Source organism: Polaribacter sp. Hel_I_88 (assembly GCF_000687935.1).
Lineage (GTDB): Bacteria > Bacteroidota > Bacteroidia > Flavobacteriales > Flavobacteriaceae > Polaribacter.
Genome location: NZ_JHZZ01000001.1, coordinates 1,808,465 through 1,835,331 on the forward strand (window position 1 = coordinate 1,808,465; position 26,867 = coordinate 1,835,331).

At 30.8% G+C, this 26,867-nt stretch carries 15 protein-coding genes and 1 tRNA gene; 12 read left to right on the forward strand and 4 right to left on the reverse strand.

Translation table 11 applies throughout. The features are described from left to right. Together P161_RS19075 and P161_RS0108090 are read left to right on the forward strand one after the other, a co-directional pair. Positions 1-1,278 (forward strand): hypothetical protein, encoded by a 1,278-nt coding sequence (locus P161_RS19075; protein WP_026776509.1) that lies wholly within the window; start codon positions 1-3, stop codon positions 1,276-1,278. A 1-nt stretch (position 1,279) separates the two neighbouring features. Further along, positions 1,280-5,743 carry a T9SS type A sorting domain-containing protein gene (locus P161_RS0108090; RefSeq protein WP_036841343.1) on the forward strand — a complete coding sequence of 1,488 codons (4,464 nt, stop codon included), beginning with the start codon at positions 1,280-1,282 and terminating at the stop codon, positions 5,741-5,743. Positions 5,744-5,813: 70 nt separating this feature from the next. On the opposite strand, the gene P161_RS0108095 is transcribed toward P161_RS0108090, so the two are convergent. From P161_RS0108095 to P161_RS0108105, 3 genes are read right to left on the reverse strand one after another with little or no spacing between them, the layout of a single operon-like run. Further along, entirely contained in the window at positions 5,814-6,116 is a 303-nt protein-coding gene (locus P161_RS0108095) for a DUF6370 family protein (RefSeq protein ID WP_026776511.1), read from the reverse strand. Between the two features lie 2 nt (positions 6,117-6,118). Next, positions 6,119-6,373 (reverse strand): hypothetical protein, encoded by a 255-nt coding sequence (locus P161_RS0108100; RefSeq protein ID WP_026776512.1) that lies wholly within the window; start codon positions 6,371-6,373, stop codon positions 6,119-6,121. A gap of 55 nt (positions 6,374-6,428) precedes the next feature. After that, entirely contained in the window at positions 6,429-8,114 is a 1,686-nt protein-coding gene (locus tag P161_RS0108105; protein ID WP_026776513.1) for a glutamine--tRNA ligase/YqeY domain fusion protein, read from the reverse strand. 110 nt (positions 8,115-8,224) lie between these two features. Here P161_RS0108105 and P161_RS0108110 point away from each other — a divergent pair, with 110 nt between their 5' ends. The 10 genes from P161_RS0108110 to P161_RS0108155 all read left to right on the forward strand — a co-directional run bounded on the left by P161_RS0108110 (position 8,225) and on the right by P161_RS0108155 (position 23,455). Further along, complete coding sequence (locus P161_RS0108110) at positions 8,225-8,440, forward strand: zinc ribbon domain-containing protein (protein WP_026776514.1); 216 nt, start codon at positions 8,225-8,227, stop codon at positions 8,438-8,440. 234 nt (positions 8,441-8,674) lie between these two features. Further along, the gene (locus P161_RS0108115; protein ID WP_026776515.1) at positions 8,675-9,085 is read left to right on the forward strand and encodes a DUF2452 domain-containing protein; all 411 of its coding nucleotides are present in this window, start codon (positions 8,675-8,677) and stop codon (positions 9,083-9,085) included. A gap of 55 nt (positions 9,086-9,140) precedes the next feature. Next, positions 9,141-9,497 (forward strand): dihydroneopterin aldolase, encoded by a 357-nt coding sequence (gene folB, locus P161_RS0108120; RefSeq protein WP_026776516.1) that lies wholly within the window; start codon positions 9,141-9,143, stop codon positions 9,495-9,497. Positions 9,498-9,622: 125 nt separating this feature from the next. After that, a tRNA-Cys gene (locus P161_RS0108125) sits at positions 9,623-9,696 on the forward strand. A gap of 198 nt (positions 9,697-9,894) precedes the next feature. Continuing rightward, complete coding sequence (locus tag P161_RS0108130; RefSeq protein ID WP_026776517.1) at positions 9,895-10,371, forward strand: Dps family protein; 477 nt, start codon at positions 9,895-9,897, stop codon at positions 10,369-10,371. Positions 10,372-10,551: 180 nt separating this feature from the next. After that, entirely contained in the window at positions 10,552-16,104 is a 5,553-nt protein-coding gene (locus P161_RS0108135) for an alpha-2-macroglobulin (protein WP_026776518.1), read from the forward strand. 259 nt (positions 16,105-16,363) lie between these two features. Further along, on the forward strand, positions 16,364-18,658 hold the full coding sequence (pbpC, locus tag P161_RS0108140) for a penicillin-binding protein 1C (RefSeq protein WP_051605700.1): 2,295 nt from the start codon (positions 16,364-16,366) through the stop codon (positions 18,656-18,658). Positions 18,659-19,043: 385 nt separating this feature from the next. Next, complete coding sequence (locus tag P161_RS0108145; protein WP_026776520.1) at positions 19,044-19,886, forward strand: MBL fold metallo-hydrolase; 843 nt, start codon at positions 19,044-19,046, stop codon at positions 19,884-19,886. Positions 19,887-19,898: 12 nt separating this feature from the next. Beyond that, a complete protein-coding gene (locus tag P161_RS0108150) occupies positions 19,899-21,581 on the forward strand; it encodes a S8 family peptidase (RefSeq protein ID WP_026776521.1) in 1,683 nt (560 codons plus the stop codon). A gap of 29 nt (positions 21,582-21,610) precedes the next feature. Next, entirely contained in the window at positions 21,611-23,455 is a 1,845-nt protein-coding gene (locus P161_RS0108155; RefSeq protein WP_026776522.1) for a M1 family metallopeptidase, read from the forward strand. 75 nt (positions 23,456-23,530) lie between these two features. Here the strand turns inward: P161_RS0108155 and P161_RS0108160 are convergent, their stop codons facing one another. Continuing rightward, positions 23,531-26,866 (reverse strand): T9SS type B sorting domain-containing protein, encoded by a 3,336-nt coding sequence (locus P161_RS0108160; protein WP_026776523.1) that lies wholly within the window; start codon positions 26,864-26,866, stop codon positions 23,531-23,533. Between the last annotated feature and the right edge of the window lies 1 nt (position 26,867).

Consider the following 26,867-nt stretch of genomic DNA (forward strand, 5'->3'; position numbering starts at 1 on the left):
ATGAAAAAAGTTTTGCTTGCATTTTTGTTGAGTTTTTCTGTAACTATTTGTTTTTCACAAGACCCTAATTGGTCTGTAAATCCAAGTAATTATCAATACAGTATGACGTTTACTGCATTTTTAAATGTAAATGGCACTACTTTATCATCCACAAATGATAAAGTAGCTGCCTTTATAGATAATGAAGTTAGGGGTGTTGCAAATTTGGTGTATTTGGCTGATGAAGATAAATATGTAGCTTATTTAACGGTTTACAATTCTACAAGTAATAGCCCAGTTTCGTTTAAAATTTACAATAGTACAGCAAACAATGTTGTTGATGCAGTGCAAACTATAAATTTTCAAATCGATAGAAATGTGGGGAGTGTTTTTCAATCGTATTCCATTGCAAGTACTGCTTTAAATAATCAAGCAAATATTACCGATTTTTCTTTTAAAAACACAACTGTTTTAGCAACTTCAATTGTTGCTGATACAATAGAAATTACTTTACCATCTACTGTAAATCTTAATAATTTAGTTGCCAATTTTACAACAAATACTGGAGCAAAAGTATATGTCGATTTTGTGCTTCAAAATTCTGGAGTCTCTTCTCAAAATTTTTCAAATCCTATTAAGTTTCAAGTGCTTTCTGAAGATGAATCTGTCCTAAAAAACTATGATATTGTTATCATCAAAGATCAAAATATTCAAGAGTTAGCTGTAAGTTTAACTACAGCAAGAACTCAAGTTGTTGAAAATCCAACAGAAATTCAAGTAACATTTAATCAACCAATTGTAGCGTTAGAAAAGGAGAATTTTGTTTTATCGAATGCTATCATTCAAAATATTTCTAAAGTAGACAATTTAAATTATAAACTAAATATAGTTGCCATTCAACAAGGTGATTTTTCAATAGAAATTCCAGAAAATTCCATTAAGACATCAAATAATACAACTAACCAAACTTCTAGTAAAATAGATTTTTTGTTTGATGCTAATGCGCCTTTTTTAATTTCTATAACAAGAAAATCGCCTTTGGCAACGCTTACAAATGCGAATTCAGTAGCGTTTTTAATAACGTTTAATGAGCCTGTAAAAAATATTTTTGCAACAGATTTCAATTCTATTGCTGGAGCTGTTATATCACTTGCTAAAATTAGCGATACTAATTATACAGCCACAATTACAAATATTGAAAATACAAATGGCACTATTGGGTTAAGTTTGAAAGCAGACAATGCAATTACAGATTTGGTAGGCAATCCATTACGAACTACAGTTACAAATCATAATTAATATGAAAATAAAATTTTTCCATTTTCTTTTAATTATTGCCAATTTATGTTTGGTGACTAATGGTTTTTCTCAAGAACCAAATTGGGAAGTAAAGCCAACAAATTATCAATATAGCATGACGTTTACAACCTTTTTAAATGTAAATGGAACTACGTTAACCTCTGTAAATGATAAAGTTGCCGTTTTTGTAAATGATGAAATAAGAGGAGTTGCAAACGTAACTTTTGAAGCAGATGATAACAAATATGTTGCCTATTTAACTGCGTACGCAAATACCAATAACGAACCCTTAACTTTTAGAATTTACGACAGTAAAAACGATGTTGTTGTGTCTGTTTCTAAAACTATAAATTTTCAAATTGATGCGAATTTAGGAAGCGTTTTTCAGGCAGTAAGTATCGCAAATCCAGCCTTAAATACAACTGCTATTTTAAACGATATCATTTTTACAAACGCAACTTCTTTAAACACAGTAAAAAATGGAAATACGTTTCAAATAGAACTTCCACCAGGCACAGATATCACCAATTTAAAGCCCATTTTTAATGTAATTGATGGAGCAAAAGTTTATGTTGGCAATAAGTTACAAGAATCTGGAATTTCTGAGGTAGACTTTACATTTCCAATTATTTTTACAGTACTTTCAGAAGATGAAGCAGTTGCAAATAACTATACAGTTCAGGTTTCAGTAGCTGCAAATGCAGCAGCAACAAATGTTGTTTTAAGTATTGATGAAAACACAAGTGTACATCAAGCTCCAGTTGTTTTAAATGCCCAATTTAGTAATGAAATTACAGATTTTGATACAGACGATTTTCAGCTAACAAACGCTGTGGTTTCTAAAATTGTAAAAATTGACAACCAAAATTTTAAAGTAGAAATAGTTCCTATAAAAGAAGGGAGTTTTTCTGTTATGGTAGCTCCAAATTCAGTTGTAGATGCAGATTTAAAAGTGAATTTTCCATCCAATACAGTTGCATTAAATTATGATAAAACAAAACCAATACTTACCAATTTAAGTTACGGAATAGAAAATAATAATGAGTTTTTTGAAATCACTTTTAGCGAAGAAATTATAAATCAAGATATTTCTGATTTTGAATTTACGGGTTCAAATGCAGCTATTTATTTTAAATCTTCTTTATTTAGAGTAAGACCAAATACATTTCGATTGGCTATTTTTAGAATAGATAATAACCCTCAAGAAGGAAATATTTTCTTAAAACTAAAATCAAATTCAGATATTGTAGATCTTGAAGGAAATAAAATTTTACTCCAAGAAATGAGTTCTTTTTATAGAGATAATCAACCACCAACTGCACCAACTTTAAACGATGTTGTTGGCGTTTGTAATGCAACTGTTTCAGAGATACCAAAGGCTACAGATACAGTTTCTGGAGAAATTTTAGGCGTAACACAAGATGCTTTAAGCTATACAGAACAAGGTGAGTATTCTATAACTTGGACCTTTACTGATGAGGCTGGAAATGTTGCAACAGCCATTCAAAAAGTGATTGTAAGTGATGAAATTGCGCCAATTGCACCAACTCTAGAAACGGTTTCAGACGAGTGCAGTGTTACAATAACTTCAATTCCAACTGCAACAGACAATTGTGCAGGAACTATTATAGGTGAAACTTCAGACCCATTAACTTACAATTCACAAGGCGAACATTTAGTAACTTGGTCTTTTGATGATGGTAATGGAAATATCACAACAACTAAACAAAAAGTAATTATTAAAGATGTTACTTTTCCTGTAGTTCCAGAATTACCAGATATTAGAGCAGTTTCTAGTGTAACTTTAACAGCGCCAAAAGCACAAGATAATTGTGGAGAAGTTGTTGAGGGAATTACTTTTGATCCTATTTTTTACGATGAACCTGGTGAATATATTGTGTATTGGTTTTTTGACGATGTCAGTGGAAATTCGATAAGAGGATCTCAAAAAGTATTTATTATTAGAGGTACACCAGTTGCTCCAGTTTTACCAGATTTAAGAGCAGATTGTAGTGTTACCGTTTTTAATACACCTACTTTAGAAACCATTTCTGGTACAATTACAGCAACAACTGCAGATGCTTTAACTTACACAGAGCAAGGAGAATTTGTTATTTCATGGATTTTCGATTTAGGTAATGGAACGCAATTAACATCAACTCAAAAAGTAATTGTAAAAGATGAAATTGCACCAGAAGCCCCTTTTTTAAATGATATCACAAGCGAATGCAGTTATACTTTTTCAGAAATTCCAACAACTTATGATGGCTGTGCAGAATTAGTAACTGCAACTACATCAGATCCTTTAACTTACACTAAAGCTGGCAATTATACAATTACTTGGTCTTTTGATGATGGAAATGGAAACGTATCAACAAGTACTCAAAACATAACTATTACAGATACTTTAGCGCCTGAAAAACCGACATTATCAGACGTAAATGCACAATGTAGTGTTAGTTTAGTGGCACCAACTACCACAGATAATTGTGCAGGAACCATAACAGGAACAACAACAGACCCTATATTTTATAATGTTTCAGGGACATACACCGTAAATTGGGTTTTTGATGATGGAAATGGAAATTCTACAACAGCTTCACAAAACGTAATTATAAGCAATTCTTCTGCACCAATTCCACCAGAACTACCAGCTGTAAAAGCAGCTTGTTCTGTAACGATTACAGAAAATCCTGAAACAGCAGGAAACGGATGTTCTGGGACTATTGTTGGCACAACAACAGATGCATTGTATTATGATGAACAAGGTGAATATACAATCATTTGGACTTTTGATTACGGAAATGGTATTGTATTACAATCCAATCAAAAAGTAATTGTTAAAGATGAAACTTTACCAGAAATTCCAGTTTTGCAAGATGTTTTATCAGAATGTTCCCTAACGATTACCAATATACCAACAACTACAGATAATTGCGCAGGAACCATAACAGGAACAACAACAGATTCTTTAACGTATAATCAGCAAGGAGAATTTAGTATTACTTGGACTTTTGATGATGGAAATGGGAATATTTCCACAGCCAATCAAAAAGTAATTGTAAAAGATGAAACTGCTCCTGTAATTCCAGATTTAGCTGATATTTCATCAGAATGTTCCCTAACGATTACCAATATTCCAACAACTACAGATAATTGTGCAGGAACCATAACAGGAACAACAACAGATCCTTTAACATATAATCAGCAAGGAGAATTTACCATTATTTGGACTTTTGATGATGGAAATGGGAATATTTCAACAGCCAATCAAAAAGTAATTGTAAAAGATGAAACAGCGCCAGTAATTCCAGATTTAGCCGATATTTCATCAGAATGCTCTATAACAATTTCAGATATTCCAACAACAACAGATAATTGTGAAGGAACGATTACAGGGACAACAACAGACAACTTAACGTACAATCAACAAGGAGAATTTACGATTACTTGGTCTTTTGATGATGGAAATGGAAACATTTCAACAGCCAATCAAAAAGTAATTGTAAAAGATGAAACTGCTCCTGTAATTCCAGATTTAGCTGATATTTCATCAGAATGTTCCCTAGCGATTACCAATATCCCAATAACCACAGATAATTGTGTAGGAAATATAACAGGAACAACAACAGATTCTTTAATTTACAATCAGCAAGGAGAATTTACTATTATTTGGACTTTTGATGATGGAAATGGGAATGTTTCCACAGCAAATCAAAAGGTAATTATTAAAGATGAAACTGCTCCTGTAATTCCAGTTTTACAAGATATTTCATCAGAATGTTCTATTGTAATTTCAGATATTCCAACAACCACAGATAATTGTGCAGGAACGATTACAGGAACAACAAACGATTCTTTAACATATAATCAACAAGGAGAATTTACGATTATTTGGACTTTTGATGATGGAAATGGAAACGTTTCAACAGCCAATCAAAAAGTAATTGTTAAAGATGAAACTGCGCCAGAAATTAAAGCAAAAGATTTTGAATTGGAACTTGATGATAGTGGTAATGCAACTTTGGAAATTTCAGATATTGACAACGGTTCAACAGATAATTGTGGAATTGCTTCTTATAATTTATCCAAAACAAATTTTGCAGTAGCTGATTTAGGTGAAAATGATGTTGTTTTTACAGTGACTGATATTCATGGAAATTCAGATTTTGTAAGTATAAAAGTTACAGTTATACAAAAAGTATTGTCAACAGAAGATATAGAACTAAAAGACTTAATTCAATTATATCCAAATCCTGTTAGTAGAAAGTTATTTATAAAAATTGATGAAACTGTAAAAATTAATAAAATTGAAATTTTTTCTATCAATGGTAAAACAATTTTATCAAAAAATAAAAGTCAGGATTTTGTTGATGTAAAACCTTTTGCTATTGGTGTTTATTTTATAAAAATAACTACAGAAAAAGGTTTTCTGCTAAAAAAGTTTATAAAGAGTCAGTATTAGTTTGCCCAAATAAAAACCCATTAAAGAGCTTAATGGGTTTTTATTTGGTTTATAAAAAAGTAAAAAAATATTATTCAATTAATTTTATTGAAGAAGCTACAAATTTATTAGAGACAATTTCACCTTCAATTTTTGCTTTTCTAACTACATTACAAAAACCTGTTTGTTCATCATGAGCATCTCCAAAATCATCAATGCTAAAACCCTCAACAAAATAGGCTTTATCATTAATTTTTACAGCTAAATTGCAACCATCGCCTTCTAAATCAAATTGACATTGCCCACATGCAATTGGTGCTTCTAAAACACTAACTTTTAATTTTGTTTGGCAGGCTACTATAATTAAAAAGCTTAAAACGATTATTTTTTTCATGATTATTTTTCTCTTGAGTTAAGTTCAGTTTTTATTTTTTTCATCGATATAAATTGTACAGGAAGAATCGCTGCGCAAGAAACACCAACTACAAATAAAGCAATAAAAGTTGCATTATTATCTTTAAACAACATACCATAAATAGTTATGGATAACAATAAACCAATGACAATTATCAAAGCAATCGAAATTATTTTTAATCCTTTTAAGCTGCCTTGTAATTCTTTAGTCGATTTACTTTCTAAATTATTTTCCATTTCTAATTATTTTTATTTACAACAGTAAGCACTACAAAGTGCAACTGAAAACTGATTACTTTTTAGACCAACTATCCCTCAACCCAACAATTTTATTAAAAACTAAATGTTCTTTTGTAGAATCGTCATCAACATTAAAATAACCCATTCTTTGAAATTGAAAACGTTCACCAATTTCAGCAGACTGTAAACTTGGTTCAACAAAAGCTTCAATAATTTCTAAAGAATTAGGGTTGATAAATTCCATAAAATCTTTGTCTTTATGAGAGTCTGGAGCTTCATCTAAAAACAATCGATCATAAGCTCTTACTTCTGCTTTGATAGCATGTTTTACAGAAACCCAATGCAAAGTTCCTTTTACTTTACGCTTGCTTTCTTCAGTGTCCATGCCAGATTTTGTTAATGGATCGTAGGTACATTGAATTTCAATAACATTTCCATCAGCATCTTTTGTACAGCTGTTTGCTTTTATAAAATAAGCGTTTTTTAAACGAACTTCGCTACCCAACTTCAATCTAAAAAACTTCTTATTTGCTTCTTCTCTAAAATCCTCTTTTTCAATATAAATTTCTCTAGAAAAAGGAACTTCTCTGCTGCCAAAACCATCTTCATAATCATTATAATTGGCATCTAACATTTCCTCTGTATCCTCAGGATAATTTGTAATTACCACTTTTACAGGGTCTAAAACAGCCATTACTCTTGGTGCATTTTTATTTAAATCTTCACGAATTTTAAACTCTAAAAGTGCTACATCAATTACATTTTCACGTTTAGAAACTCCAACAGTTTCTATAAAACTTTTTATAGATTCTGGAGTATAACCACGTCTACGTAAACCAGAAATTGTTGGCATTCTTGGATCATCCCAACCAGCCACAATTCCATTCTCAACCAACGTTAACAATTTACGTTTACTCATAATTGTATAACTCAAATTCAAACGAGAAAACTCACGTTGTTTTGGCGGATTTGGGTATTCAGATTTGCTATACTCTAAAACATTTTCTTTAAACCAATCGTACAATTCTCTGTGAGGTTTAAACTCTAAAGAACATAAAGAATGCGAAATTTGCTCAATATAATCGCTTTCTCCATGCGTCCAATCGTACATTGGGTAAATGCACCAATCATCTCCAGTTCTATGATGCGTTTTGTACATAATTCTGTACATTAAAGGATCACGTAGTAACATATTTGGAGATTCCATATCAATCTTAGCACGCAAAGTATGCTCACCTTCTTTGAATTTTCCATCTTTCATTCCTTGAAACAACTCCAAGTTTTCTTCCACAGATCTATTTCTAAAAGGACTATTTGTTCCAACCTGAGTTGGCGTTCCTTTTTGCGCTCTCATTTCTTCTGATGATTGAGAATCTACATACGCTTTTCCATCTTTTATCAACAGAATTGCCCAATCATAAAGTTGCTGAAAATAATCAGAAGAATAGCATTCATTAGCCCAAGAATACCCCAACCAAGAAATATCTTTCTTAATAGCATCTACATATTCTTGCTCCTCTTTTGCAGGGTTTGTATCGTCAAAACGCAAATTAACTGGTGCATTGTATTTTTCACCCAAACCAAAACTAATTCCAATGGCTTTTGTGTGCCCAATGTGTAAATAACCATTTGGTTCTGGTGGAAAACGAAAACGTAAATCCTCTTTTGGCATTCCATTTGCCAAATCTTCTTCTATAATATGCTCTAAAAAATTGAGCGAATTCTTCTCTTCAGACATCCTTTTCTATAAATAAATTGAAGCGCAAAATTACGTAAAATACTTTTTAGACTTTGAGCATTCGTAACAAAATTGTAAATTCAGCAACTAATCAATAAACACCATAAATTATGAGCAATCAAATTAGAAATTATACCTGTCCTAAATGCAATAACAAAACCTATAAATTAGGTCAAATGCGAGCAACTGGAGGAACTTTATCTAAAATTTTTGACATTCAAAATCAGAAATTTACAAGCGTAACCTGCGAAAAATGTACATATACCGAATTTTATAAAACAAAAACAAGCGCAATTAGCAACGTTTTCGACTTTTTTACAAGTTAATTTTTTTGGGCGTTCCCAAGCAGAAAAGCTTGGTCGCGCTTTACGTTATATCTTTTTTTCAGAATTTATTAAAGTATCTGTAATTTTATCACCCAATTTATTCCTTAAATAATACATTGATTTTAAAAAAGCATAAAAAAGGATGCCACTTCAATCGCTAACGCAGGCATTTTTATCAGTTAAAGTTTTAATAAAAGCTAATTCAGTATTTATATTTTGTCGTAATTTTGCAACATGAAAAATGATGATGATAAAAAACCAGATTTAGTTGTTTTTAATGAGGAAACGCAACAATATGATGCTGCTTTAAAACCTTATGGAACATCAGCAAGTTCACCTGTAATTAAGCCATTAAATACTGCCAGTTGGAAAAATGATGGAATTACACGTGTAAATAAACAACTAAAATCTAAGTTTGATGAGGTTAAAAAAGAATACGAAGCTTTAATGCAAAAGTTTCAGTATAATGATTTAATCTACAATGCAAAATTTAGTTTTGAGCCAATTTTTGGTGAAAATTATCATTTGTACAACAACAGAAATGGTGAACCCTTTTTGTCGATTATAGAACCAGCACAATGTAGTTTTGAGTATCTTGGTTCTTTTAGATTAAACACCGATAAAATGTGGGAAAAAATAGACTAAAATTTATCCTGCAAGGTTTCAAAAACCTTGTAGGTATTCAAAAATCAAGACAAATTTGGGAATCATAAAAGTAAACAACATCAAACTCTACGCTTTTCACGGTTGTTTAGATGAAGAAGCAAAAATAGGTTCAGAATACAGAGTGGATGTAGAAGTAAAAGCAGATTTAAAAAAATCAGCAAAAACAGATGAACTTTCTGATACTGTAGATTATGTACATTTAAATCATATTGTAAAAGAAGAAATGGCAATCCGTTCTAAATTACTAGAAGAAGTTGCGCAACGTATTTTAAATCGATTTTTTAAAGAATTAAAAATGATTCAAAAAGCAACGGTTTCTGTATCAAAAATAAACCCTCCAATAGGTGGAAATGTAGAAGAAGTTGTTATTATTTTATCAAAAAAACGATAAGTATAAAAAATGCTTGTAGTAATTGTAAATTTATGTAAATTTGCAATCCTTAATTTAGATTCCTGTTTTTACAGGAAAGACATTTTAAGGTTTCGAAGTAAAAAAAACTTCGAGATAATTTTTTTGGTGTCTTGGCCGAGTGGCTAGGCAATGGTTTGCAAAACCATGTACAGCGGTTCGAATCCGCTAGACACCTCCAAAAAAACCTTGATAATTTTATCAAGGTTTTTTTATGCAATATTTTTTAGAAAATAAACAAAATCAAATTTTTATCAAACAAGTTAAAAAATAAACCTTTTGAACAAATAAATACTATAACAATCCAATAACTTGCAGTCGTTAAGAGGTAGTAAAATATCAGAATAAAAATACTAATCACTAATTAAAAAATATATTGATGAAAACAAATATTGGAATATCAGAAAAAAACAGAAAAGAAGTATCAGACATATTAGGAAAATTATTAGCAGATGAATTTGTGTTATACACAAAAACATTAAGAGCTCACTGGAATTTAGAAGGACATGATTTCCACACAAAACATGTGTTTTTTGAGGAACATTATGATGCAATCAAAATTTTTACGGATAGTGTTGCAGAAAGAATTAGAAAAATTGGTCATTATTCGCCAGGAACTCTAAAAGAATTTTTAGATTTAACTAATTTATCTGAAAAATACGATGGAGATAATACAAGTCACGATTACACAGTAGCTTTGTTAAAAGATCATGATACAATTATTCAATATATTAGAGAAAACTTATCGAAAGTTGGTGAAGATTGTAAAGATGTCGGTTCAGAAGATTTCTTAACAGGATTAATGCAAGAGCATGAAGAAATGGCTTGGATGTTAAGAGCAACTGTTGCTAAATAATCAGTATAAAAATATATTTAAAAAGCTAAACTCTATTTTGAGTTTAGCTTTTTTTTTGCTAAAATTATTTTTTAACGATTGACTTATCAAATTCTAATTAAAAAGTTACGAATTCTAATTCTTCTGATTTTTCCATACTTAATTCACTATTTTTGAGTTGTGCTTATAAACTTCACAACTATGAAAACCAAAAATCTACTTTTTACACTTGCTATTATTTTATTGATTTTTTCCTGTAAAGATCAAGAAATTAAAACAGATAACATTTATAAGTTCAAAGAATATATCAGTTATACAACTTCTGGAGTTGTTTCAAAAACGGCAAACATCAATATAAATTTAAGCAAAGAAGTTATTGATTGGGAAGCAAATCAAGAAATTTCTAACGATATTTTATCTATAGAACCTTTTGTGGAAGGAAGTTTAAAAACCTTAAATAATCATGCTTTAACTTTTGTTCCAGATGAAGATTTAGCAACAGATACAGAATATACAGTTACTGTAAAGCTGAATGAAATTTATAAAAATATTGATGAGTCCTTTAAAAATTATACTTTTCAATTTAAAACGATTACACCTAATTTTAATGTCCAAACAAAAACGCTACAATCCTATTCTAAAGAATATCAATATTTAGAAGGTGTTTTAAAATCTGCGGATATCATTACTTTAGAGAATGCAAAACAGTTAGTTGAAGCATCACAAAATAACAATCAAAAAAATGTAGTTTGGAACGAATCTTTTGCAAAAGGAAAGGTTTTTGAGTTTAAAATTGATAGCATTCAACGTTTTGTGGAGGACTCAAAATTAACTATTTCTTGGGATGGAAATGTAATACAAGCTGACAACGAAGGAGAAAATGAAGTTTTAATTCCGGGTAAAAATAATTTTAAAATTGTTGATATAAGTGTCAATAATTTAGGCGAACAATATATTTCTATCAATTTTTCTGATGCGTTAAAAAAGCAACAAAACTTTGATGGTTTAGTAGTGATAAAAGATTTTAATAATCCACGTTTTATTGTGAATGGAAATGAATTAAAAGTATTTTCTGAAGCAAAATTTGAAGGAAATATGTTGGTTTCCGTTTTTGAAGGAATCCAAAATTCAGAGGGTTATAAATTAAAAAATGCCTTTTCTGAAACCATTACTTTCGAGCAGAAAAAACCCCAAATTAGAGCCATTTCAAACGGAACAATTTTACCGAATTCAAATGATTTGAAATTTAATTTTGAAGCGATTAATGTTAGGGAAGTTGAGGTTAGAATCATTAAAATATTTGAAGATAATGTATTGCAATTTTTGCAGGAAAATAATATCAATAGTAATGATGAGTATCAAATAAAAAAAGTTGGAAGAAGCGTTGCTAAAAAAACCATCACTTTAATTGATAATGAAAAAAATAACATGCAAAAGTGGAGAGCCTTCAGCGTAGATATTGCTGAGATGGTGAAAACGGAACCTGGAGCTATTTATAGAATTGAGTTGAGTTTTAACAAAAATCAGGTTTTTTACGAGTGTTCAGAAAGTGCTTCATCAACCGAAAAGAGCGATGATTATGAGGATGAATTTTATGAATCAGCATACAATATAAGCGATCTTGAGGAAGATGAAAGAGAAGAATTATATTGGGATAATGAGTTGTATAGTTACAGAAATTACAGTTATAATTGGCGAGAAAGAGAAAATCCTTGTAATGATGCTTATTATAATGAAGACAAAATAGTTGCACAAAATCTGTTAGCTTCCAATTTAGGAATTATCGCAAAAAAAGGAGAAAATAATTCGTATTTCTTTGCAATTACAAATATTTTAAACACAACCTCAATTATTGATGCTACAGTAAAATTGTATAATTTTCAGCAACAAGAAATTGCAAAAGGGACCACAAATTCAGAGGGTTTTGTAACAATCGAATCTACTAAGAATGCTGCATTTGCAATAGCATCTAAAGGAAAAAATAAAGGCTATATAAAACTGTTTGATGGCAATTCTTTGTCACTGAGTAAGTTTGATGTTTCTGGAAGTAAAACTCAAAAAGGCTTAAAAGGGTACATTTATGGAGAACGTGGCGTTTGGAGACCTGGAGATTCATTGCATTTAACTTTTTTGTTGAATGATGCTGATAATAAACTGCCAAAAAATCATCCTGTAAAAATGGAAATTACAGATCCAAGTGGAAAGTTGATGTACAAAAATGTAACAGCTGAAAACTTGAATAATTTCTACAAATTTGAAGTAAAAACCTCACAAGAAGCAAAAACAGGAAATTACTCAGCCAAAGTTTCTGTTGGTGGTGCAAAATTTTATAAGACTTTAAAAATAGAAATGGTGAAACCAAATCGATTAAAAATTAAGATTGATTTTGGTGATGAAATTCTAACTAGCAAAAAACCAATTGAAGGAGTTTTAGATGTAAAATGGCTTTTTGGAACACCTGCAAAAAACTTAAAAGCGGAAGTGAAAGCCAAAATTTCTACGATAAATTATAGTTTTGAAGATTATAAAGAGTATGTTTTTTCAGATCCATCAAGAACTTTTTCATCCGAAGAAATAAACATTTTTGAAGGGAAATTAGATGATAATGGCTTGGCAAAAATCAACAGTAAATTAACGGTTGGCGAAAATGCGCCAGGAATGTTAAATGTTCAGTTTTTAGTGAGAGCTTTCGAAAATGGTGGAGATTTTTCTATGGATGCTTTCACTAAAAAATATGCACCTTTTTCTTCTTTTGTAGGTTTAAAATCTCCTGAAGGCAATAGATATGGTTCTTTTTTTACAGATGAAAACCAGAATTTTGCTGTGATTTCTGTAGATGAAAAAGGAAAACCAACTCCAAATAGAGCCTTAGAAATAGAAGTTTATCAAATAAATTGGCGTTGGTGGTGGAGCTCCTCTGATGATAATTTATCTAAATATTCGTCAAGTAGTTATCATAAATCGTATCAAACTATTAAAGTAAATACGAATGCTAAAGGAAAAGGAACTTTTAAATTGAACATTCCAGAAAGAGATAATGGACGTTTTTTAATTAGAGTTATCGATAAAAAAAGTGGGCATTCCACAGGAAGAACAGCTTATTTTTATAGAAACTGGTGGCGAAATTCAAGTTCTAATGATAAAGATGCTGCAAAAATGTTGGTTTTTTCTGCGGATAAAGAAACGTATGATGTTGGTGAAACAGCAAAAATTACGTTTCCATCAGGAAGTGAAGGAAGAGCACTTATCAGTATAGAAAATGGCACAAAAGTTTTGGACATCAAATGGATTAAAACCACAAAAGGAACCACAACTGCAGAACTTGTGATCACTAAAGAAATGACACCAAATGTGTTTGTAAATATTTCTTTATTTCAACCACACAAAGCTACAGAAAACGATTTACCAATCAGATTATTTGGTATAATTCCGATTTTGGTAGAGGATGCATCCACAAAATTAGAACCTCAAATTAAAATGCCAGAAGAACTGAAACCTGAAAAAGAATTTACGGTAACAGTTTCAGAAAAAAACAACAAATCAATGACCTATACTTTGGCAATTGTGGAAGAAGGTTTGTTAGATTTAACTCGATTTAAAACACCAAATGCCTATGATAATTTTTATGCAAGAGAAGCTTTAGGTGTAAAAACGTGGGATATTTTTGATGATGTAATTGGAGCATATTCAGGAAGTGTAGATCAAGTTTTTGCTATTGGTGGAGATGGAAATTTAGCCAAAGGAAAAAACCAAAAAGCTAACAGATTTAAACCTGTTGTTAAATTTTTAGGACCTTTTCAATTGGAAAAAGGAGCAGAAAAATCTCATAAGATTACATTGCCAAATTATATTGGTTCTGTCAGAACAATGGTGGTTGCAGGTGATGTAAATATGGAAGCTTTTGGAAATGCAGAAAAAGCAGTTGCTGTTAAAAAGCCTTTGATGGTTTTAGCAACGTTGCCAAGAAAATTATCGCCAAAAGAAAAAGTTACGTTGCCAATTACCATTTTTGCGATGGATGAAAAAGTGAAAAACGTACAAATTGAGGTAAAAACATCAAACGGAATTGCAGTTTTAGGAAATAAAACACAAAACATCAATTTTGAAAAGCCAGATGAAAAAATGGTGTATTTTCAGTTGGATGTTTTAAAAGCAAATGGCATCAATACTGTTGAAATTATTGCGACTGGAAATGGCGAAAAATCAACGTATAAAGTGGAGTTAGATGTTGTGAATCCAAACCCAATAACATCCAAAGTTATTGACGCAACTATTGAAGGAAATCAAGTGCAAGATATTGATTTTGAAACTTTTGGTATTGAAGGTACAAATACGGCTATTTTGGAATTATCCACAATTCCGCCAATCAATTTTTCTGGCAGATTAGCATACTTAATTCAATATCCACATGGTTGTGTAGAGCAAACTACATCCAGTGTTTTTCCACAATTATTTTTAACAGATTTGTTCGATTTAAATTCGGATAAAAGTTTAGAAATTCAAAGAAATATAGAAAACGGAATTACACGTTTAGGGAATTTTCAAAAAGCAAACGGAGGTTTGAGTTATTGGATGGGAGAAAGTTATATAAGTGATTGGGGAACAACCTATGCAGGTCATTTTATGTTAGAGGCAGAGAAAAAAGGCTTTGTGTTGCCACTTACGTTTAAGAGTAATTTTATTAAATTTCAAAAAGAAGCTGTTAGAAATTGGAGACCACAATACAATCAAAATTCAAGAGATTTAAATCAAGCTTATGCTTTATATACGTTGGCTTTGGCTGGTAGTCCAGATTTATCTGCCATGAATAGATTACGAGAATTTAAGCAAATTTCTAACGAGGCAAAATGGAGATTAGCTGCAACTTATGCTTTGGTTGGACAAAAAGAAGCTGCTGATGAAATTGTGCAAAAAGCCGATTTAAATTTCGCTGGTTATAATTATTACAACTACGGTTCTGTAACCAGAAATAGAGCGATGGCTTTAGAAACAATGCTAATTACAAATGATAAAAATGCCAAAGATGTATCAAAAATTATAGCAAAAGAATTGTCTAGTAATACTTGGATGAGCACACAAACTACTGCTTTTAGTTTGTTAGCCATTGGGAAAATGGTGGTGAAAAATGGAGGAAAAGCAATGAATTTGTCTTTCACAAATAATGGAAAATCCGAAGTTGTAAAAACAACAAGTTCTATGGTTCAGAGAACTTTAGATATTAAAAAAGGAAGCAATAAAATCACTTTTAAAAATAATGAGGATAATATTGTTTTTGTAAGAATTGTAAATTCTGGGAAATTGCCTTTGGGTGATGAAATTGCAGAAAGTAGGGGTTTAAATGTTTCATTAAATTACAAAGATTTGAGTGGCAATAAAATCGATATAAAAAGTTTAAAACAAGGTCAGGATTTTGTGGCAGAAATTACAGTGAGCAATCCTAAAAATGTAGAAGTTAAAGATATTGCTTTAACGCAAATTTTCCCTTCAGGTTGGGAAATTGTAAACACACGTTTTACTGATTTTGGAACCACAGCAAAAAGCGAAGCACGTTACACAGATATTAGAGATGATCGTGTTAATTTTTATTTCGATCTAGATAGAAAACGAAATACATCAGAAACAAAAACCTTTACAGTTTTATTAAATGCAGCGTATTTAGGAAAATACTATTTGCCAGGAATTCAAGTTGAAGCGATGTATGACAATGATTATTTAGTAAGAACAAAAGGTGATTGGATTGAGGTTGTGAAGTAAAAATCTACAACAACCTGCAAGGTTTCTTTTGAACCTTGTAGGTTTTTAATAATTCTAAATTTAAAATTAAAAACACGAATTGTCATTGCGAAATGAGCCTTTTTAGGCGATTGAGAAATCTCATAACGAATAAGAATCGTGTGAGATTTCTCCTATCGTCGAAATGTCAATTGAACTCTAAATTAGTGAATAAATAGCATCAAAATTGAATATTAAAAACTACATATTAAAACACAAAAAGAAAACAATATTTCTTGTTATGCTGTTGATTTTTTATGCGTTTTGTTTGCCAAAAGAATTATTTACAAAACCAACATCCACAGTAATTACAAGTAAAAATGATGAATTATTAGGTGCTTTAATTGCAAAAGATGGTCAGTGGAGATTTCCTCATAATGATAGTGTTCCAGAGAAATTTAAAACCTGTTTAATTCAATTTGAGGATGAATATTTTTACAAGCATCCAGGTTTTAATCCTATTTCAATTTTTAATGCGTTGAGACAAAATTTAAAAGCAGGAAGTATAAAAAGAGGAGGAAGTACAATTACACAACAAGTTATCAGATTAAGCAGAGACAATAGAGATAGAACCTATTTCGAAAAAATAAAAGAACTCATTTTAGCAACGAGATTAGAATTTAGAGCATCCAAAGAAAAAATACTTACCTATTGGAGTTCAAACGCGCCTTTTGGTGGAAATGTAGTAGGTTTAGATGCTGCTTCTTGGCGATATTTTAATCGAAGTTCATCAGAATTATCCTGGTCTGAAGCTGCAACTTTAGCAGTGTTGCCAAATGCACCAAATTTGATTTATCCAGGGAAAAATCAACATAAATTATTGGTAAAAAGAAACCGATTATTGAAAAAATTACTAACAAAAAACGTAATTGATTCGTTAACGTATGAATTATCAATATTAGAAGAATTGCCACAAAAAGCATATAAAATTCCACAAATTACAACCCATTTATTGCAGAAAGTAAATCAGCAGAAAAAAGGACAATTTGTAAAAACTACCATTGATAAAAAACTACAAACTCAAACCAATGAAATTGTAAAAAATCATTATAACCAATTAAGCAAAAACGGAATTCACAACATTGCTGTATTGGTTTTAGATGTGAAAACAAGACAGGTTTTAACCTATGTTGGGAATTCGCCAACAACAAATAAAAATCAGAAATTTGTAGATATTATTACCAAACCAAGAAGTACAGGAAGTATTTTAAAACCCTTTTTATATGCTGCAATGTTAGATGCTGGAGACTTGTTGCCAAATACGTTGGTTGCAGATATTCCAACAAATTATGGCAGTTATCAACCAGAAAATTTCGATAAAAAATATGCTGGAGCAGTTTCTGCAAAGTTGGCTTTATCAAGATCTTTAAATGTGCCAACTGTTAGGATGTTGCAAAGTTTTGGTTTGGAAAAGTTTCATCATTATTTGCAAAAATTAGCGTTAAAAGATGTCAAGAAAAATCCAAATCATTATGGATTAACCTTGGCTTTAGGAGGAGCAGAAAGTAACTTGTGGGATTTATGTAAAAGTTACGCATCAATGGCATCCACCATAAATCATTTTTCTGAAAATTCGAGTAGATATTTTACCAATGAATTTGCAGAACCAACTTTTTATGCTGATAAAAAAGTTGATTTTGGTTCAACATCCAAAGAAAAAATAATTTTTGATGCAGCTTCTATTTACCTAACTTTTGAAAGTTTAAAAGATGTAAACAGACCTAATGCAGAAGAAAATTGGGAATTTTTTGATTCTTCTAAACAAATTGCTTGGAAAACAGGAACTAGTTTTGGTTTTAGAGATGCTTGGGCAATTGGCACCACTAAAGATTTTGTAGTTGGGGTTTGGGTTGGAAACGCAGATGGAGAAGGAAGACCAGGTTTGGTAGGTGTGCAAACTGCTGGCCCAATTTTGTTTGATGTTTTTGACAAATTACCAAAATCAGATTGGTTTGAGAAACCTTTCGATGAAATGACTAAAGTGGAAATTTGCTCAAAAAGTGGTTTTAGAGCTACCCAAATTTGCGAAGAAAAAACGATGGAATTTATTCAAAATTCGGGTTTAAAATCAGCACCTTGTCCTTTTCATATTTTGGTAAATGTGGATAATTCAGAAAACTATCAAGTAAATACTTCTTGTGAGCGTTTGGAGAACATCAAACAGAAATCTTGGTTTGTTTTGCCACCATTATTAGAGTATTATTATAAAGATAAAAATCCGTTTTATAAAGCTTTACCAAAATTTAGAGAAGACTGTTTGGGTGAAACTAAAAACACTATGAAATTTTTATATCCCACAGAAAAAAGCAGCATTTTTTTACCTAAAAATTTTGATGGCAAAAAGAATGAATTAGTTTTAAAAGTAGCACATTCTAATAAAAATGCTATTTTGTATTGGTACTCCAATGCTACATTTTTAGGCACTACAAAAGAGATTCATAATTTGGCAATTTCACCCAAAGTTGGCGAGCATAAATTTACTGTGATGGATAATTTAGGGAATGAAATTCATCAATCTGTAATTATTAAAGAATAGATTTTCGATGGTTTTTTTTAAATGTTGTTTGATTAAATATCGCTCCTATGGAGCTTAATGTTTGAGATGTTTTTTTTATTAATATTATGCTCCTATGGAGCTAAAAAAATCCCAAAGGGATAAAGTATTAATAACAAAATGTGATAAATGTAAATCAAGCCCTGAAAGGGCGACATATTAAATATTTGTTTAATTAGTAAGGATTTTGGAAGTTAAAGGAATTTTTAATCGAACATTAACAAATTTCTGCGACTTTTTCTTATCAAGAACTATCAAATAAAATTTGGTTAAATATGTATATAAAAACCTTAAACCTTTAGATTTTCTTAACGAAAAATCATCATTTTTTTAACATCTTTGTAACATTTAGAAAATTTGTTTTAAGATGAAAATATATCCTATAGAAACTGGTAATTTTAAGTTAGATGGTGGTGCAATGTTTGGTGTTGTGCCAAAAACTATTTGGCAAAAAACCAATCCTGCAGATGCTAATAACTTGATTGATATGAGTATGCGTTGTTTGCTTATAGAAGATGGCAACCGTTTAATTTTGGTAGATACAGGTTTAGGTGCAAAACAATCAGACAAATTTTATGGTTATTATTACTTATTTGGTGATTTTTCTTTGGATGCTTCCCTTAAAAAATTAGGGTTTCATAAAGACGATATCACAGATGTTTTCTTAACACATTTACATTTCGATCATTGTGGAGGCGTTATTGAAAGAACTAAAGACGGACTTTTAATTCCAGCTTTTAAAAACGCCAAAGTTTGGAGTAATGACAAGCATTGGAAATGGGCAACTGAACCAAATCCGAGAGAAAAAGCATCGTTCTTAAAAGAGAATATCAATCCAATTAAAGAAAGTGGGCAGTTGGAATTTATTCATAGCAATTACAAAGAACAAATTGGTTTTGATGTCTTATTTATGGATGGTCATACAGAAAAACAAATGTTGCCAAAAATAGCATATCAAGGAAAAACAATCGTTTTTATGGCAGATTTATTACCTACAGTTGGGCACATTCCATTGCCTTATGTTATGGGCTATGATACAAGACCTTTATTAACTATTAAAGAAAAAGCAGCATTTTTAGACTTGGCTGCTGATGAAAATTTTTACTTATTTTTAGAGCATGACGCACATAACGAAATTTGTACAGTAAAGCATACAGAAAAAGGAGTACGATTAAACGAAACATTTACATTTAACGAATTATTTAATTAAGAGAATTTTATTATGAGAATTTTAAAACCAGTTTTATATACAGCATTTGCAGGAGTTTTTTTAGCAAGTTGTACAACAGTATCTAAACTTCCTGTTCCTAATGGAGTTGATAACGCTATAAATATACCAGCAAAAAAAGCAGCGTTAACAGATGTTGAAAAAGATAATTGGCAACATTTAGATTTAGCTACAGATACCATTCCAGGAATGAGTGTTGATAAAGCGTACCAATTTTTAGAAGGTAAAACCAGTGTGCCTGTAATTGTTGGTGTGGTAGATTCTGGTACCGATTTAAAACATGAAGATTTAGTAGATGTTGCTTGGGTAAATGCAGATGAAACTGCTGGTAATGGAATTGACGATGATAAAAATGGTTATATTGATGATATTAATGGTTGGAATTTTCTTGGAAAATCTTACAAAGAGCATTTGGAATACGAGCGTATTTTAATGAATCCATCAGTAGCTGATGCAGAAACTTTGGCTGAAGTAAAAGCATTTTATCAAGAAAAATTAGATGCAGCAAAAAAGGCAAATGAAATGTTGTTGCAAAATAAAACTAGATATGAGCAATTATTACAAGGTGTAAAAACTGCACATGAAGCTTTTGTCAATCATTTTGGAAAAGAAGACTATACAAAAGAAGAGGTTCTAGCAATTTCTACAACCGACGAAAATTTATCGAACCAAGTTGCATTTGCAAAACAAATGTATGCGTTTGGTTTGCCATCTATGGCAGCTGCAAAAACTGAATTAGAAGGTGGTGTAAATTATTTTATTGAACAATTAGCAACGAACAAAAAGTTAATTGCTGGCGATAATTTAAAAACCGATTACAGAACTGTTGTTGGTGATAACGCTTATGATATTAACGATTCTCCTGGTTATGGAGATGGAAATTCAGGCCATTCTGAAATTGATGAAGCTCATGGTTCTCACGTTTCAGGAATTATAGCAGCTACCAGAAATAATGATAAAGGAATGAATGGTGTTGCAAATAATGTAAAAATTATGGCAGTTCGTTCAGTTTCTAGTGGAGATGAATATGATAAAGATGTTGCTTTAGGAATTAGATATGCAGTAGATAATGGCGCAAAAGTTATCAATACTAGTTTTGGTAAAGCATTTTCGCCAAATAAAGAATGGGTTTATGATGCTATTAAATATGCAGCAAAAAATGATGTTTTAATTGTAAATGCTGCAGGAAATGATGGGAAAAACATCGATGTTGAAAAAACATATCCAAACGATTCTGAAGATTTAAAATTAGAAATTGCGAACAATTTATTGTCAATTGGAGCAATGAGCGCTAGTTATGATGAGAATTTACCAGCATCATTTTCTAATTATGGTAAAATAAATGTTGATATTTTTGCTCCTGGAGTTCAAATATATTCAACAACTCCAGAAAATGGCTATGCAAAATTTAGTGGAACATCTATGGCAGCACCATCAACTGCTGGAGTTGCAGCTTTAATACGTTCATATTACCCAGCATTATCTGCAAATCAAGTAAAGATGATTATTATGAATTCTGGAACAAAAATAGATTTACAAGTTATAAAACCAGGATCACAATCTCAAGAAAATCCAAAAGGAGAAATGGTTCCTTTTTCAGATTTATCTGTAACTGGTAGAGTTGTAAATGCAAATAATGCTTTACAAATGGCAGACAGAATTGTTAACGGAAAATAAATCAATAAAAACCAAATAAATAACAACTTATGAAAAAATACATTCTTTTTTTAGCATCTATATGTATGATTATCTCTTGTGCACAAACAAAAGAGGTTAGTTATACTCAGAATTCTTCTGCAGAAAATAATCCTGGTTATTGGCAACAACAAGTAGATTATACTATGGATATTGATATGGACGTAAATAAATATCAATATAAAGGAACGCAAAAATTAGTGTACACAAACAATTCTCCTGATGATTTAGACAGAGTTTTTTATCACTTATATTTTAATGCGTTTCAGCCAGGTTCTCAAATGGACATGAGGTCTTTAAATATCTCAGATCCTGATAGAAGAGTTCGTGATAGAATTAGCAAATTAAATGCGGATGAAATTGGATACATAAAAGTAAATTCTTTACAACAAAATGGAGTAGCAGTAAAGCATGAAACTGTTGGTACTATTTTAGAGGTGCAATTAAATACACCAATTAAAGCAGGTGAAAGTGTAACTTTTGATATGGTTTTTGATGCACAAGTTCCTGTTCAGATTCGTAGATCTGGTAGAAATAGTTCAGAAGATGTAGCTTTATCAATGGCTCAATGGTATCCTAAAATGGCAGAATATGATTTTCAAGGATGGCACACACCACCTTATATTGCAAGAGAATTTCATGGTGTTTGGGGAGATTTTGATGTAACACTGCATATTGATAAAAGTTATGTAGTAGGAGGAACAGGATATCTACAAAATCCGCAAGAAGTTGGGCATAATTATGCTGATAAAAAATTGCCTTTAAATTTACCAGAAGGTGATAAATTAACATGGCATTTTAAAGCACCAAATGTGCACGATTTTATGTGGGCAGCAGATCCTGACTATAATCACGATATTTTAACAATGAAAAATGGTATTGATTTACACTTTTTTTATAAGAAAACTTTAGAACCTGAATTTTTAGAAAATTGGAAAAACTTACAACCAAAAACGGCTGAGTTGATGACGTATTTCTCTGAAAACGTAGGTCAATATCCATACAAACAATACTCTGTAATTCAAGGTGGAGATGGAGGAATGGAATATGCAATGTCTACTTTAATCACTGGGAAACGTAAGTTTGGGAGTTTATTTGGTGTAACTGCACACGAAATGGCACATACCTGGTTTCAGTTTTTATTAGCAACCAATGAAAGTTTACATCCTTGGATGGATGAAGGTTTTACAAGCTATATTTCTAACAAAGCAGAAAATGAAATTTTAAACGAAAATAAAGAGAACCCACATGCAGGTTCTTATAGAGGTTACAGAACTATTGTTGCAAGAGGTTATGAAGAAACATTATCTACACATGCAGATAGATATGACACTAATTGGGCATATGGAACTGCAAGCTATTCGAAAGGAAATATCTTTTTATCGCAATTAGAATATGTTATTGGTTCAGAAAATGTTGCGAAAGGTTTAAAGAAATACTTTACAGATTTTAGTTTTAAACACCCAACTCCAAATGATATTAAACGTTCTATGGAAAAAGTTTCTGGGATTCATTTAGATTGGTATTTAAACGAATGGTCGCAAACGTTACATACCATAGACTATGGAGTAAAAGCCGTTGATGGTAAAAAAATAACGCTAGAAAGAATTGGTAAAATGCCAATGCCAATCGATTTGGAAGTTACCTATACAGATGGAAGTACAGAAAACTTCAACATTCCTTTAAGAATTATGAGAGGCGCAAAACCAACAGCTGCAAAAATAATTGAAGATTGGGCTTGGGCAAATCCTGTATATTCTTTTGATGTTGCAAAAACTGTAAAATCTGTAATGATTGATAAAAGTGGTTTAATGGCAGATATAAACTTAGAAAATAATTCTTTTTCTGTGGATTAAAGAATACATATTACAATGTATAGTAAAAAGGAGTAAGAATGTTTATCATTTTTACTCTTTTTTTTGTTGTATTTTTTACTGTCTTAACAAGCTAAAATTACCTTTTCTGTTTTTTATATTGTCTTTCTGGTCTATTAAAATAGCTTGAAACCAATAATCGTTTGCAATCATTTGTTTACCATTGTAAGTGCCATCCCAACCAATATCATCAATAGTAAAAGTGGCTATTTGTTTTCCATATCTATTAAAAATATTAATCGTACCACTTTTATAGTAACTTTTATCAATGCCTTTTATTTGCCAGAAATCATTATTTCCATCACCATTTGGTGTAAAAAAATTAGGGAAACTAATTAGGGCAATTTCAAAAGGAATTGAACCACAATTGTTATTGTCATTTACTTCTAAATTATAAACACCACCTCCTAAGTTTTCGAAAATAGGTTCATTTTGATAGTCAAATAAAATGTTATTATTTGCATCTAAAAGTCGAAACTCATAATCTCCTAAACCTAAATTATTCGTATTTATTTTGATAAAATTATTATCCGAATCATCTTGAACTTCTATATCGTTTATAGTGATATAAGAAATTGAAGATTCATTTATGACAATTTGCTCTTCCTCTGAATTACAACCATATTGTGATGTTGCAATTACTTTATAAACGCCACCTTTTTGAATATTTGTAGCTGATGAATTGCCAACAACAGTTCCATTTTCATCTCTCCAAGTGTAAGAAAAATTTGGGTTAGGATTGTCAACTTTAATTTCTAGATTTGAGTTGTTTGTTATGCAAATAATATCTTCTGCAATTAAATTAACAGTTGGTTTTTCTCTCACAATAAAGTCGACTGTGGTTTCTTCAAAACAAACATCATAAAGAGGATTTTCTAAACGAACTTTAATAGTTTGTGAAGTTGTATAAAAAGGATTTGGAAGAGGACTAGATAATTCCACATTATTTTCATCAAAATACCTAACAATCAAGTTGGTTTGACTGCCAATAATTTCGCTTTGAATAGTTGTTGTGTTAAAACCAACAAGACCATCAAAATCAGTATCACATTCTTCTTGTGGAGCAATTGTATTTGCTATGGGGACAGTATTTACAAGAAATTCTATAACATTTGTGTCACTACATTTTCCATCAAGATCTTTAGAATTTATATTCTCAATTTTCGCAGTAATTTTTTGAGAAGCTGTTACAAAAGGATTTGGTAAAGGACTTGAAAGCTCTTCATCATTTTCATCAAAATAAGTTACAACAACATTAGTTTGGTTGCCAATTATGGTGCTTTGTATGGTTGATGTATCAAAAGAAAAAACACCATCTCTATCATTATCACATTCAGGATTTATAATTACAGGATTTGCAATAGGCATTTTTTCTACGTTTAAAGAAATATGTGCACCTAAACCCAAACAGGCATTATCGACTTTACTATCAACTCTTATATAAATGTTTTGTTGATTTGGATACCCAATATTTTGATAATTTGAAATATCTGTAATCGGATTTTCTTCAGCTAAAGCATCTAATTCATTTTTGTAATAAGTAATTTCTAATTGTTGATTAACAGGAAATATATTTTGAATATCTGCAGTTACTGAGCTAAAATCGAAAGTAGCAATACCATCTGTTGTATTTGTTCCATCATCACATTGATAAAATGAATTTAATAATGTTGACGGAATTTGAGTTGTAGAAACAAATAGATTTACTTCGCTAATTTCAAAACAACCAGTGCTGTTCTCTACTCTAGCCCAAATTTTACCTGTACTAACTGTTTTATTTTCGTAGTTGGTAACATTAGAAATTGCAATCCCTTTATTTTCAGCAAGTGTTTTCTCTCCATGGAAGGTAATCGTATAATTCTCTGGATTTGTAACTATTTTTTCTTTTACTTCAATTAGATTGAAGAAACTGAAACCATTGATATCAGAATTATCACACTGTTTTAGAGAGACAATAGGGTTGATATTTGGAGCTTCAAAAATTTCTATTTCTTTAGGTATTGTATAAACTGTATTGTCTATGTGAGTTACAGTTGCTGTAACGTTATAAATACCTGAATTCGTAAATTGATGATTAATATCTATCTGTGTTGAAGTATTATTGATACCAGAACTTGGATCATCAAAATTCCAAACAACAGATTTTATTTCTGTTTGATTTGTTAAACTAAAATTGTTTGAAAAGTTAGAACAAGTATTATCATTTGTAATTTCAAAAGGAAAAATAGTTTTTGCTTCTCCATTTACGGTAACAAAAAAATTAACATTAGATTTTCCTATATCAGCACTATTTTTAAATTCATTATAGGGTGGACAACCTCCACTGTATGATTTGAACCAAGATATTCCATTATCTTGTTTTGTACCTGCTGCAAAAGCAACAGCAGAACTAGCCAAGCTATGAAGTTGCTTTACCTCCACTAAAATTTTTTTTATACCAGCTTTAACAATAATTGGATTATTGAAGTATATAATAGAAATATGCGCATTTTGAGGGCTTGCAAATTGATCTTGACTTTTGCTTTTGCCAATGAGTTTGGTTTCAGAAAAAGAAGCTGGAAAATCATCATCAATTTCATAAATGTTAAATTCTACATTTGTGTCCCACTCATTAGATTCTACTAGTCCAATTTGTCCTGATTTAATAATATATTCTTCGTTATCAGAAATACCAAAGTTTGATAAAGTAAAAGACTTTGACCAACTCACACCACCCCAACTACAGCCATAAATTCCAGTTTCAAAAACTTCATCACCAATATTAGTAGAAAGTGTTAAATTAGATTTTGTATTAATTAAACTTCTCTTTTCGCCTGTTACGCTAATAAAAAAATTTGCATTAGGTTTTGGAGATTCTAATTGATCTGTAGTGATAAAAGTATAATGTTCTCTGCAACCATAAAACCAAGAAAAATCCTTGTCTTGTGCAGTGCCAGCAATTAAAACTTTTTTATAATCTGGATTATAAATATCTTCAGATTGGGTTATACTTACTAATATTTTAGTTGTTTTAGAAGGTATAACTACAGGTCTAGAAAATGTGATGTTTATGATTTCAGGTTTATTACCAATTTCTGGAACTGATACTGAACCACCTCCAAGATAAACATTGTTGGAATTTGGAAAGTTATCATCAATACTAAATACAGCAAAACTGATTCTTGCTCCATTATAAGAGTTGCTAATTGCAGTTTGGCCAGACCTTATTATTAATTGATCTGATTTAATAACTCCAAAATCTGAAAGGGTAAATGTCCTTGCCCAAGATTCTTCATAATCACACGATTCCCAATCAGTTTTAATAGGAGTATTTCCAACATTGTGGGTTAGTGTAATCTGAGATAAAAGGTTTGAACAAAATATTAATATAAGGGGTAAAAGTAATTTTTTCATC